Source organism: Paenibacillus sp. FSL E2-0201 (assembly GCF_037963325.1).
Taxonomy (GTDB): domain Bacteria; phylum Bacillota; class Bacilli; order Paenibacillales; family Paenibacillaceae; genus Paenibacillus_AQ.
The window spans coordinates 6,771,071-6,783,894 of the sequence record NZ_CP150154.1; the positions used below are offsets into that span (position 1 = coordinate 6,771,071).

The 12,824-nt window shown below is 42.1% G+C and carries 13 protein-coding genes; 1 reads left to right on the forward strand and 12 read right to left on the reverse strand.

What is annotated here, in order from left to right:
• Positions 1 to 81 precede the first annotated feature (81 nt).
• Positions 82 to 687, forward strand: coding sequence for a spore protease YyaC (gene yyaC / locus NSU15_RS30505; RefSeq protein ID WP_042131724.1), 606 nt, complete (start codon positions 82 to 84; stop codon positions 685 to 687).
• On the opposite strand, the gene NSU15_RS30510 is transcribed toward yyaC, so the two are convergent.
• The 12 genes from NSU15_RS30510 to rpmH all read right to left on the reverse strand — a co-directional run bounded on the left by NSU15_RS30510 (position 662) and on the right by rpmH (position 12,151).
• On the reverse strand, positions 662 to 1,162 hold the full coding sequence (locus NSU15_RS30510; protein ID WP_042131725.1) for a DUF4446 family protein: 501 nt from the start codon (positions 1,160 to 1,162) through the stop codon (positions 662 to 664). The two genes, yyaC and NSU15_RS30510, sit on opposite strands and share 26 nt — an antisense overlap.
• Positions 1,163 to 1,182: 20 nt before the next feature.
• Entirely contained in the window at positions 1,183 to 2,343 is a 1,161-nt protein-coding gene (locus tag NSU15_RS30515; protein ID WP_339288686.1) for an aminotransferase class V-fold PLP-dependent enzyme, read from the reverse strand.
• A 112-nt stretch (positions 2,344 to 2,455) separates the two neighbouring features.
• On the reverse strand, positions 2,456 to 3,298 hold the full coding sequence (locus tag NSU15_RS30520; protein WP_042131727.1) for a ParB/RepB/Spo0J family partition protein: 843 nt from the start codon (positions 3,296 to 3,298) through the stop codon (positions 2,456 to 2,458).
• A complete protein-coding gene (locus NSU15_RS30525) occupies positions 3,291 to 4,052 on the reverse strand; it encodes an AAA family ATPase (protein ID WP_339288687.1) in 762 nt (253 codons plus the stop codon). Before NSU15_RS30525 ends, NSU15_RS30520 begins: the two co-directional genes overlap by 8 nt.
• 207 nt (positions 4,053 to 4,259) lie before the next feature.
• The gene (noc, locus tag NSU15_RS30530; protein WP_042131729.1) at positions 4,260 to 5,075 is read right to left on the reverse strand and encodes a nucleoid occlusion protein; all 816 of its coding nucleotides are present in this window, start codon (positions 5,073 to 5,075) and stop codon (positions 4,260 to 4,262) included.
• Between the two features lie 414 nt (positions 5,076 to 5,489).
• Positions 5,490 to 6,215, reverse strand: coding sequence for a 16S rRNA (guanine(527)-N(7))-methyltransferase RsmG (rsmG, locus tag NSU15_RS30535; protein WP_339288688.1), 726 nt, complete (start codon positions 6,213 to 6,215; stop codon positions 5,490 to 5,492).
• A gap of 3 nt (positions 6,216 to 6,218) precedes the next feature.
• Positions 6,219 to 8,105 (reverse strand): tRNA uridine-5-carboxymethylaminomethyl(34) synthesis enzyme MnmG, encoded by a 1,887-nt coding sequence (gene mnmG / locus NSU15_RS30540; protein ID WP_076120617.1) that lies wholly within the window; start codon positions 8,103 to 8,105, stop codon positions 6,219 to 6,221.
• Between the two features lie 39 nt (positions 8,106 to 8,144).
• Positions 8,145 to 9,521: a tRNA uridine-5-carboxymethylaminomethyl(34) synthesis GTPase MnmE gene (gene mnmE, locus NSU15_RS30545; RefSeq protein ID WP_339291528.1), complete on the reverse strand. Its 1,377-nt coding sequence runs from the start codon at positions 9,519 to 9,521 to the stop codon at positions 8,145 to 8,147.
• A gap of 110 nt (positions 9,522 to 9,631) precedes the next feature.
• Positions 9,632 to 10,366 carry an RNA-binding cell elongation regulator Jag/EloR gene (gene jag / locus NSU15_RS30550; protein ID WP_042131733.1) on the reverse strand — a complete coding sequence of 245 codons (735 nt, stop codon included), beginning with the start codon at positions 10,364 to 10,366 and terminating at the stop codon, positions 9,632 to 9,634.
• Positions 10,363 to 11,229, reverse strand: coding sequence for a YidC/Oxa1 family membrane protein insertase (locus tag NSU15_RS30555; RefSeq protein ID WP_042131734.1), 867 nt, complete (start codon positions 11,227 to 11,229; stop codon positions 10,363 to 10,365). The genes jag and NSU15_RS30555 overlap by 4 nt, the downstream gene beginning before the upstream one ends.
• Before the next feature lie 86 nt (positions 11,230 to 11,315).
• Complete coding sequence (rnpA, locus tag NSU15_RS30560) at positions 11,316 to 11,666, reverse strand: ribonuclease P protein component (protein ID WP_076120620.1); 351 nt, start codon at positions 11,664 to 11,666, stop codon at positions 11,316 to 11,318.
• Positions 11,667 to 12,016: 350 nt separating this feature from the next.
• A complete protein-coding gene (rpmH, locus tag NSU15_RS30565) occupies positions 12,017 to 12,151 on the reverse strand; it encodes a 50S ribosomal protein L34 (RefSeq protein ID WP_039295761.1) in 135 nt (44 codons plus the stop codon).
• Positions 12,152 to 12,824 lie beyond the last annotated feature (673 nt).

Below are 12,824 nucleotides of genomic sequence, written 5' to 3' on the forward strand. Positions count from 1 at the left end.
TTGCCGCTGTAGTATAAAACCCCTCTTCTATCCATATACTAGATACCATCAAATAGAATCAGCTTCAGAAAGGAAGATGGTATGAATTTTTCATCCAAAGCTACATCAGCGCAAGAAACGTCTTGTTTAAAAATATCACATACAGATCCGGATATCTATTCCGCGATTACCCACCGACTACTTTTTCACTTTGCACGTACGCGCCCGGAGACCCAAATTGTCGTCATTTGTGTGGGAACAGATCGATCCACAGGTGATTCTCTTGGTCCTCTTGTTGGTACTGCATTATCACGTTTTCATAGTCCGTTGTTTCATTTATATGGAACTCTTGAAGAGCCGGTTCATGCCGTTAACCTTGAAGAAACTCTATCCCTAATCAACGAAAGATATAGTAACCCCTTTATCATCGGAATAGATGCTTGTTTAGGCCATTCTACTAGTGTGGGCTGCATTCAAGTTGTTGAAGGTCCTTTGAGACCGGGTGCTGGCGTAAATAAACAATTGCCGCCGGTAGGCGATATCCACTTGACGGGAATCGTTAATGTCGGCGGCTTTATGGAGTATTTTGTATTGCAAAACACGCGGTTAAGTTTAGTTATGCGATTATCTGATATTATTGCTACGAGTCTATATTCCGCCTTAAAACAATGGAATCTACATGCTAGGTCCGCTGCAACGCGAGAGTAACAACTTCTTTTTCTTCAGGTGATAGGACATACTGTGACTCGCCATTCTGCATAGGTTTAGAGTAAATATAAGAATTCTCACGATTATGAAGACTCGTTAATACAATACCACTGCTGTTGTCATCCAGTATAGCCACGGAGAAGCTCAAATCATTGCCACGTTCACCGAAGGCATTATAACGCTTCAGTGCAATATTGGACTTCATGCCACGCATTTTAGTTTGAGTAGCTTCTAATACAGCTTTTTGTTCACGTTGTTCTTCTTCCAACATGTCGCTTTGGTTCTTCAGATCAACCAGAAGGCCTTCCAGATCCTCTACACCGCTCCCAGCCATCATGGCCTCATATTTACGCCGCATAGTACGTAACTTAGCCCCCTGAGCGATCACAGTGATTACCAGCACCAACATAATTACTGTAAAAGCAAACACAAACCACTGCAACTGCTCACTAATTAATTGATTCAATTCAGACATGAATGGACCATCCTTTTTATTCATCTGCTGCGGGCATTGCCATATAACTCATCCATAGCAGCCAGCATTCTGCTTATATTATGCTCTGTCGTATCTACACCTACACTCGCCCGAACAGCACCACTCTCTAGCGTGTCAACAGCCTTATGTGCCAAGGGGGTACAATGCATCCCCGCTCTGACTGCTATTTTATAATCACGATCTAGACGGTGAGCAATATTCGCCGATTCTTCTCCATCCACTACAAACGATATAATTCCGGTTCTAGGCGCTCCTAGTGAGGGTCCTAATAGTTTAATGCCTGGGATGTGGGACAACCCCTCCATCAGTCTCTGAGTTAATATCCACTCTCTCTCATGGATAATATTCGTCCCTAAAGATTGTACCTTTTGAACACCTGCTAGTAAACCGGCAATCCCTACCGTATTTTGAGTTCCTGCTTCATACCGATCTGGACGAACAGAGGGTTGATCACTATTTTCAGATTGACTCCCCGTTCCTCCATACATTAAAGGTTCAAGATCCAATTCAGGCGATATATAAAGTCCACCGGTCCCTTGTGGTCCGAGTAGTCCCTTATGCCCCGGAAATGCCAACAAGTCGATATTCATTTTTTTAACATCAATATCAATTGAGCCTGCGCTCTGAGCAGCATCCACCAGAAATACAGCGTTATGCGATTTAACAATATCACCAATATCACCAACAGGCAGTATGCTACCAAGTAAATTGGAACTGTGATTACAAATCACCATTTTGGTATTCAGTTGGAAAGCATTTTCGAGCTCCTGTAAATCCAATTGCCCTTCACGATCTACTTTCAGATAATCAACCGTCACCCCTAGTGTCTTACGCAAGTATTCTAGCGGTCGCCTCACAGAGTTGTGCTCTGTCATCGTAGAAATGACATGATCTCCAGCTTTTAGCATCCCTCTGATCGCCATATTCAAACTCATCGTAGTGTTATGAGTAAAGGCTATATCTTGTGCATTAGATACACCAAACAATCCAGCCAGCACACTCCGCGTCCTTACTAACACTCGCCCGCTACCCATCGCCAGCGAGTAATTACCTCTGCCAGCATTCGCTCCTGACTGTAGAGCATTCATCATCGCAGCTGCAACCTCCGGTGGTTTAGGCCACGAAGTAGCTGCATGATCCAGATATACGAAGTCTTCCATAACCTCGCCCCTCATCTAATACTCTTTTTGAAAGTCGTCTTATCCAAAAAAACATACCCCTAATTATCCGATGAAGGATATCTCAGGATATGTTCTTGGCATAGATACCCATTTAGTTACCCAATAATTCCAGCAATCTTTCTAAATCCTGAGCACTGTAGTAATTCAATTCAATCTTTCCTTTTTCCTTACCCTGTTTGATTTTCACTGTTGTTTTAAAACGTTCACGTAATACTTCCTCTACATTATCAATATAGGGGTCACGCTTAACCACCTTGGCTTTAACTCCGTTTGCTGGCTTTCGGTCCAAGTTCTTCACTGTTTCTTCTAGCTCTCTTACACTCCATTGTTGTTCTACGCATTGTTCAGCTAACTGTTTAATCACTTCCGGATCCTTCAAAGCAACAATTGCACGCGCATGCCCCATTGACATTGTTCCACGTGAAACATATTCTTTTACTTCTTCAGGTAAAGAAAGCAATCTTAGGAAATTTGCGATGTGCGATCTGGACTTACCTACCTTAAGCGATAGTTCTTCCTGTGTGAGTGAGAACTGATCCATTAGGCCTTGGTAAGCCACTGCGATTTCCATTGCATTTAAGTTTTCACGTTGCAAGTTTTCAATTAAGGCTATCTCCATGACCTGTTGATCACTAAGATTCCTAACGACTGCTGGAATTGTAGCTTTGCCACAATATTGCGAAGCTCGGAATCTGCGTTCGCCGGCAATGATCTCATATCCCTTCAATACGCTACGGACAATGATTGGCTGAATCACACCATGTTGTCTGATAGATTCTGCTAGTTCTTGGATTGCCTCTTCATTAAAATCTTTACGTGGTTGATATGGATTAGCCCGTAGTTGAGCTAAGGGAATCTCAACTACCTTATCATCCTCATTAATAGATAAAGATGGAATCAGCGCATCCAGACCTTTTCCTAAACGTTTACTCATAAGAAATCACTTCCTTTGCCAACTCTAAATACACTTCCGCTCCTTTAGAGCGAGGATCATAAGTAATTATGGATTGCCCATGTGAAGGTGCTTCACTTAACCGGACATTCCGAGGAATAATGGTTCTATATACTTTCTCTTGGAAATACTTTTTAACCTCTTCTATTACCTGAATTCCCAGATTGGTCCGGGCATCAAGCATAGTCAATAATACTCCCTCTATCTTCAGATGCGGGTTGAGATTTTTTTGCACCAGACGAACGGTGTTTAAAAGCTGACTTAACCCTTCAAGCGCATAATATTCACACTGGATCGGAATAATTACCGAATCTGCTGCAGTAAGAGAATTGATTGTTAAAATACCAAGTGAAGGAGGACAATCGATGATAATATAATCATAATTGCTTTTAACCGCATTCAGCGCCTTCTTTAGCTTTAGCTCTCTGGAAATCGTTGATACCAACTCAATCTCCGCGCCCGCCAATTGAATGGTCGCCGGAATAATGTGCAGTCCTTCATTTTGAGTTTCCAGTATGGTTTCTAGAGGGTTTACCTCATTTATAAGAATGTCATATATACAATTCGCCACGTCCGCCTTGTTGACGCCAACGCCGCTAGTAGTATTACCTTGAGGATCGATATCAACTAGAAGCACTCTTTTTCCTAATGTAGCCATACCGGCACCTAGGTTCACGGAGGTTGTTGTTTTACCGACACCGCCTTTTTGATTTGCTATGGCAATAATCTTGGACACTTATTTCACCTCGAATAGTTAGGAAGAATCTTCTCGTAGATCGCAAGTACAATGTTCCTGACGCTGATGTAGCTTCATACTTTATGAAGAATATAGACAACTATTTTATACTGGAACTTTAAATACAGGCTGGACCAACACATCTCAGTTCTAGCCACAACAAAGGCGGCCAATCACCTCAGGGCCGCCTTCAGCTTTTGAAACAATTTATCTTTTGGGGATTTGGATTACAATCTCGTAATGGTCGCCACGGTCATTTTCTGACGTTTTGATTTCCATTCCGGAGCCTGTCACCATATCAATAGATTGACGAATTGTATTAAGAGCTAGACGAACATCCTTGGTATAGGAGACCCGTTTCGATTTTTTAGTTTGTGAGACTTGTTTGTAGAAAGCAATACGAGCTTCTGTTTGTTTAACATTTAATCCTTTTGCTATGATCTCTGCTAACACCTTCAGCTGCATTTCCACACTATCGAGTGATAATAATGAACGTGCATGTCTTTCAGAAATCTGACGCTCCATTAATGCAGTCTTAACCTCTTCTGGCAGGTTGAGTAAGCGAATTTTATTTGCTATGGTAGACTGACTTTTACCTAATCGCTGTGCCAAGCTTTCTTGCGTCAATTGATGAAGATCAATTAACTTTTGATAAGCCACAGCTTCTTCAATGGAGGTCAAGCCTTCACGCTGTAAGTTTTCTATAAGCGCAATTGAAGCGGCCTGTGAATCATTGAATTCACGAACAATGGCTGGAATCGTCTCTAAACCAAGCTTTTTAACCGCGCGCCAGCGCCGTTCGCCTGCGATGATTTCGTATACGGAATCGCGCATGCGTACAACTATGGGTTGAATGACCCCATGAGTTTTAATCGTCTGGCATAACTCATCGATCTTATCGTCATCGAATATCGTCCGTGGTTGGTAAGGACTGCTAATGACCTCATGAACTGGTATTTGTTTGATTTCTTCTCCGCTGCTCCGCTCGTTAAATCCAAATAGCTTGGTAAATTGTTCTTTCATTCCGTTCATAACCACCTAATTTCGTTATAGTACGATCTTCTTGACCTTCTTCTCGGAAAGCGTATCGTACAGCAATAAAAAACATTCTGATATTATGAAATCACCTGCTGCTATCAGGCATCATAATCTCTCCTTCTTTCGAACAAGAGTACAGAGAAGGAGTTATATACAAAATTAAAAGTCTACTATGCTATTCTATCACTTTTTTCTACATAATCATATTCTCCGTAAAGACCTATTTTTCCTGCATTTTCATAGTTATACTCTCTCAAAATCATATTCATTTAGTTTATATTTAAATATACGTTCATTTCAGCTCATTCTCGCTATTATCCACAAAAAAAAGGTCATCCTCCTTAAAATGGAGAATGACCTTAAATATATTAATGAATCTATAATGTTTCACGTGAAACATTACTTAATTAGTGGTGTTTTGGCAGGAATTCCCGCTTTTCGTGGATACTTAGCAGGACTAGCTCCTGTCTTACGAATAATAACAATATGTCGCGCTGACTCTTCCACTGGTAAGCTGAATGACTCTACTTTGTCGAGCTGAGCACGAAGCTCTTTTAAGCTATACTTCGCCTCACTTAATTCCTCAGAAGGATCGTTTCCCTTCATGGCAGCGAAAACTCCATCCTTACGTGTAAAAGGAAGACAAAATTCATTCAACAAGGATAATCTTGCCACTGCACGCGCAGTCACCAAATCGTAGGCATCACGATGCTTGAATTGCCGGGCAACATCCTCCGCACGACCATGAATTAATTGCACATCAGATAATTTCAGTGTAGTACAGACATGTTGTAGAAAAGAAATTCTTTTACTTAATGAATCAATAATCGTCAGCTTCAAATGTGGAAAACAAATTTTAAGCGGAATTCCTGGGAACCCGGCTCCCGAACCGATATCTGCCAAATTGTTTATCTCATTGAGATTAAGGAAAAAAGCTAGAGAGATCGAATCATAAAAATGTTTCGTGTAAACCTGCTCACGCTCTGTTATGCCGGTGAGATTCATTTTTTCATTCCAGGATACGAGCTCTTTATAGTAGAGATCAAATTGCTCTAATTGTTCTGCTGTAAGTGTAATACCTCGTTCCTGTAAAAGCTGTGTGAATTGAATTTCCGTATTATCCATAAATTATCCTTTCGCCGCGGTTACCCGGTTGTAATGCTCCAGATATACGAGAAGAATGGAGATGTCAGCAGGTGTGACTCCCGCAATCCGAGAAGCCTGCCCGATAGAGATCGGACGGATCTTAGTCAGCTTCTGCCGTGCTTCCATCGCTAATCCATGGATCTCATTATAATTAATGTCATCTGGAATTTTCTTCTTTTCCATCTTTTGCAGGCGCTCCACATGTTGAAGCTGTTTTTCAATATAACCGGCATATTTAATTTGGATTTCAACTTGTTCCTTCATTTCTGCATCCAGCAGCTCCGGTGATGGTGAGACTTGATCTACGAAGCTATATACAAGCTCTGGACGACGCATCAGAACAAGCAAATTGCTACCGTCTACAATAGGTGCCGATTCATATTGTGCTAGTACATGATTTACCTCAACAGGTTTAACCTTTGTCTCTTGCAGACGAACAATTTCACGCTCCACCCGTTCTTTCTTATCCGTGAAGTTATCAAATCGTTCCTTTGTGATCAAACCAATATCGTAACCAATAGGTGTAAGTCTTAGATCTGCATTGTCATGGCGAAGCAACAACCGATATTCTGCACGTGAAGTAAGCAAACGGTAAGGTTCATTAGTACCCTTAGTCACAAGATCATCAATGAGTACGCCAATGTATCCCTGTGAACGATCTAAAATTACGGGTTCTTTCTCTTGCACTTTGCGCGCTGCATTAATTCCAGCCATTACACCTTGGCCAGCTGCTTCTTCATAACCGGAAGTACCATTGATTTGTCCAGCAGTGAAAAGACCTGGTAGACGTTTAGTTTCAAGAGATGGCCATAGCTGTGTAGGAACCATTGCATCATATTCAATAGCATAACCGTTACGCATCATTTCTACCTTTTCCATACCAGGGATGGAACGCAGAATGGCTAGCTGAACATCCTCAGGAAGACTAGTGGACAGACCTTGTACATAGTATTCCGATGTATTTTTTCCTTCTGGCTCTAAAAAGATCTGATGCTTAGATTTATCACTAAATCTTACAACTTTATCCTCAATAGATGGGCAATAACGTGGACCTGTTCCTTCAATAATACCCGTAAACATCGGTGCACGATGTAGGTTGTCATTAATAATCTGATGAGTAACCTCAGAGGTATAAGTTAACCAACAAGGAAGCTGTTCATTGTCCGATGATTTCGTTTCAAACGAAAAGAATTTAGGCTCCTCGTCGCCAGGTTGAATTTCTGTCTTCGAGAAGTCGATCGTATCACGATGTACACGTGGTGGTGTACCGGTTTTAAAACGCACCAATTCAAAACCAAGCTCCCGCAAATTCTCGGATAGCTTCACTGATGGCTGCTGATTGTTAGGTCCACTCTCATATGTCAGTTCACCCATGATCACTTTACCACGCAGGTAAGTACCTGTAGTCAGAATAACTGTCTTACTATGGTATTCCGTTCCAGTCTTCGTAACTACACCTGCACAACGTCCGTCCTCAACGATTAAACGTTCAACCATTCCTTGACGAAGTGTCAAATTAGGCGTTTTCTCCATCGTTTCCTTCATTGTATGTTGGTAAAGGAATTTATCCGCTTGTGCACGTAAAGCATGTACAGCAGGTCCCTTGCCCGTATTCAGCATACGAAGTTGAATAAATGTCTTATCTATATTGCGACCCATTTCTCCGCCAAGCGCATCAATCTCACGCACTACATGTCCTTTGGCAGGTCCGCCTATGGACGGATTGCAGGGCATGAATGCAACCATATCCAGGTTAATTGTGATCATCAACGTGCTGCAGCCCATCCGTGCTGACGCTAGAGCTGCCTCACAACCGGCATGACCGGCGCCAATGACGATTACGTCATAGCTACCTCCATCATAACTCATGTCCTGTTTCCCCCTAATTATTGTATTAAAATGTAAAACCTATTTTCCTAAACAAAATTGCGAGAATATTTGGTCTAATAACGAGTCTGCTGCTGTATCGCCAATAATCTCACCGAGCTGTTCCCATGCGAGCCGTACATCGATTTGAATCATATCAATCGGAATATACTGTTCCGCGGCATCGTATGCATCCTGTAGTGATTTATAGGCTTTTTTAAGCAGTGCTATATGTCTCACATTACTCACATATGTCAAGTCACCCGATTCCAGCTTTCCACCAAAAAAGAGTGTCGAAATGGCATCTTCAAGTTTGTCTAGACCTTCCTCTTCCAGAACGGACATTGGTATGATGTTGGACTCTTCAAAGAAAGAGAGCAACTTATCCTTATCCAGTTTGGACGGTAAGTCCATTTTATTCATGATTACTAGGCATTGTCTACCGTGGATTTGTTCCATCAATGCCAATTCATCCTCATGTAGCTCTTCATTAGCGTTTAGCACAAGTAGAATCAAATCCGCATCGCTAACTGCAGCCTTGGAGCGTTCTACACCAATCTTCTCCACTACATCGATCGTTTCACGAATTCCTGCCGTATCAAGCAGCTTAAGCGGAATGTTGTTTATCGTTATATACTCTTCAATAACATCACGTGTTGTTCCGGGAATATCCGTTACAATCGCTTTGTTATCACGCGCTAATGCGTTTAATAATGAGGATTTACCAACATTGGGACGTCCGACTATAGCTGTCGTTATACCCTCACGAAGTATTTTTCCTTCATTAGAAGTCTTGAGTAACTTTGTGATTCCTTCCATCACTTCACTGCTTTTATCTTTAATAAATTCAGCTGTCATGGATTCTACATCATGCTCTGGATAATCTATATTCACTTCGATATGCGCAAGCATCTCAATAAGTGTATGACGCAAGGCATGAATTCGATCCGACAAGGATCCGCTAACCTGCTTTAAAGCCACCGAAAAAGCGCGATCTGACTTCGAGCGAATGAGATCAATAACCGCTTCAGCCTGTGATAAATCAATACGTCCGCCCAAGAAAGCACGCTTGGTGAACTCACCCGGCTCGGCTAACCTTATCTCCTGTTGAAGAAGTAAATCCATCACCCTTCTTACAGAGATTACACCCCCATGAGCACTGATCTCTACTACATCTTCGGTCGTAAAAGAACGTGGGCCCTTCATGACGGTTACTAGTACTTCTTCCATCTTCTCTCCGTTATCCGGACTAACGATATGCCCATAATGAACGGTATGCGATTCCGCTTCAGTTAACGGAACTCGGCTACGAAACAAAGGCGCCACTTGGGAAATAGCCTGCGGGCCACTTACCCGAATAATAGCAATTCCTCCCTCGCCTAATGCCGTCGATACGGCAGCAATGGTGTCACTAAGCATGCTGTTTTTCACCCCAAAACCTATATTTTTTTGATCAGAAACGGTCTTATATTGTTAAAAAAGCAATGACCCCTTACATTGGTCAAGGAGTCATTGCATCCATATAGTCTTTACTTCAAAGTTATAACGACGCGGCGATTTGGCTCTTCGCCCTTACTAAGGGTATTCACTTGCCGATGATCCTGTAATCTGGAGTGAATAATTTTCCGCTCCTGAGGTGACATCGGCTCCAATACAACCTCTTTACGAGTCCGAATGACACGACCGGCTAAACGATCAGCCAGCTCTTCGAGAGTTTTTTTACGCCGCTCACGGAAGTTCTCCGCATCTAGCACAAGCCGTATAAAACTGTCGGAGTAACGATTAGCTACGATATTAGCCAAATACTGCAGAGCATCGAGAGTTTGTCCTCTTCTACCAATCAATAGTCCCAAATCTGGACCTGATATCTGCAGAATCGTGGATTCCTTGGTGTGGACGATTTCAACTTCCACTTCGAGCCCCATGCTCTTAGCGACATCCACAATGAAATGAACGGCTTCTTGGTAAGCTTCCTCCACCGGTTGTCCGGAATCTTGGCGCGGCACGCCGCCGTTAGCCTCCTGTTTGCTCTCTCTTGTTGACTGCTGAGGCAGTGACGGAGCACTCGCCGCTGATGCCGGTGCGGCTTCGGCTATCAAGGTTAATTCAACCTTGGCACCTTTCGCACCGATCAATCCCAGGAATCCTCTTGATGGCTGTTCAAGTACGTTGACCGTTACCCGGTCCTTTTGAACTCCAAGCTGGGTAAGTCCCCGTTCTACAGCTTCTTCAATGGTTTTCCCTGTTGCGACGACTTTGCTCATTTTGACTTTTTGGCTCCCTTCGATGCTTTACTGCCGCCTTTACTCTTCACAGCAGCTGAGTCATCTGTACTTTTCACAGCACTTGCGATTGCCAATTTGTGTTTATCGTTGTTGCGATATAAGAAATAGTTCTGAACAATAGTGTAAATGTTACTGTATACCCAGTATAGCGGCAATGCTGCTGGGAAGTTGTAGGACATAACGAAAATCAGAACTGGATAAATCATCATCATGAACTGCATTGGCCCTTGTTGTTGCATCGGGTTCATTTTAGTCATCATTCTAGTTTGTATAAATGTTGTTAATGCGGCTAGCACTGGCAAGATAAACAGATGATCGGGCTTACCTAGCTGCAGCCATAAGAAGTCGTGCTCCCGTAGATGTGGGTTATAGTATATCGAGTTGTAGAGAGCGATAAAGATAGGCATTTGTACGATCAGCGGTAAACAACCCGCCATTGGATTAACCTTATTCTCTTGGAACAAACGCATCGTTTCTTGCTGCACCTTTTCAGGTGTGTCTTTATATTTTTTCTGGATCTTTTGGAGTTCCGGTTGAATGGCTTGCATTGCTCGCGAGCTCTTCACCTGTTTAATCGTAAGCGGAAGAATCAGCGTGCGGACAATAATAACCATCACAAGTACGGCTAAACCATATTCTCCGTTAAACCAATCAGCAAACTTGTCCAAGGCAATGGCGAAATAATACACTACATTACTTTGCCAGAAGCCTCCATTCTTTAAATCCTCCGTAGTGTGCGTAACAGCAGTTGACGGAGCGCATCCCGACAGAACAGCTAACGACAACACCATCACTGTGATGAGGAGAAACCATTTTCCCCGTCTAGTCTTCATTAGAGACACTTCAAAACCCCTCTCTTGAACATTCCATTCCACCGTAAATCATACCATAATTATGAATACAAATAAACAAGCCTCTTATGCGTCCTTTATTTGCGGGAAGCCTTGAGTAGCTTGGCTTTGCGCAGTACATGCAGCACACTTTTTTCGAGCTCACTGTATTCCATGGAAAGCGCTCCTTTTCTTACAATAAACACTATATCGAGTCCACCTGCAATCTCAGGTTCATGGTGACGAACGATTTCCTTAACCAATCTTCTCATACGGTTACGGACAACCGCGTTTCCAACCTTCTTACTGACCGATATTCCTACTCTAAATCGCTCTACCTCTTTTTTGCTAAACCAATACACTACAAATTGATGATTCGCAAATGACTTCCCATGGCGATATACACGACTGAAGTCGGCACGGTTTCGTAAACGTAACTTTTTGTGCACGGGAATCTCCTTCATAAAAATCCGGTTAAAAGTGTCCTTCCGAATTTTTTTCTTCTAATAGTATAGTCATTTGGATGTCGCCATAAACGACTGCGACTACAACGCTGAAATTTCCCTTCTATATTATAGAAAGAAAAATATTCTCAACTTCTCACAAAATAATTCTGTATATACGATAAATAGCCCCGCAAAGTGTAGCTAGCGCATTAAGCGAGATCCTAGTCGTTTGCAGAGCAATAAGCATAAACCGCCTTCGGCGTCCTTATAAGAAGAACGGTAACATTTAAATTCTTTAGAATAATAAAAAGCAGTAAAAAAAGACCACCGGAGTGGTCCCTTAGTGGCCTAACTTACGCACTCAAAACTTTTCTGCCTTTCAAGCGGCGAGCTGCCAGCACTTTACGGCCGTTTTTCGTGCTCATTCTTTTACGGAAACCGTGAACCTTCTTGCGTTTGCTCACATTTGGTCTAAATGTCGGTCTCATAATTGCACCTCCCTTACAGGAACTTAATTACTGTCATATAAGCAGAAACGGTCTAAGCCGTCCTTATAGTAGGGACAGTATCTACATGAATCATCATTTAATTATCAAGACATATCCTTACAGAAAACACCTTTATATATTTAAACATATTTTATGCGCAAAAGTCAACCTACTACTGGCTCCAGCCCCTCCCTCTAATTCAAGCTGCTTATCCACAACTTCCATTAGAAAAAAAGTAATCCACAAGATATGACAGTTATCCACCTGTGATCAAAAAATAAAGTCGACTACTCACAAATGAGCACAACCTGTGTATAAAATTATCGAAGCTTTGACGTAAAGTGTCGAACCGTAAACAAATTATCAACAATATGTAGTGGTGTTCCTAATAATTGTACACAAGTGATTGAATTTGTGGATAAAATAGCCCTGCTCATTGAAAAATAAGGGGCGTTTTGCTATGATGGTATTACTTTTGAATGTGAATAGATTTGTTTGTTCTCTTAATTATCAACAAGCTGTGGATAAAGTTGTGAACAAATCAAATTTATCCATATTTTTTTGTCTCTTCATATTGCCTACTGGGGATAAATATCAGCACCAACCTATTTTCTTCGACATTTCCACTTCATGGCTGATGCCACATTTGGAAGATTTAAAGGAGTGACAGTCT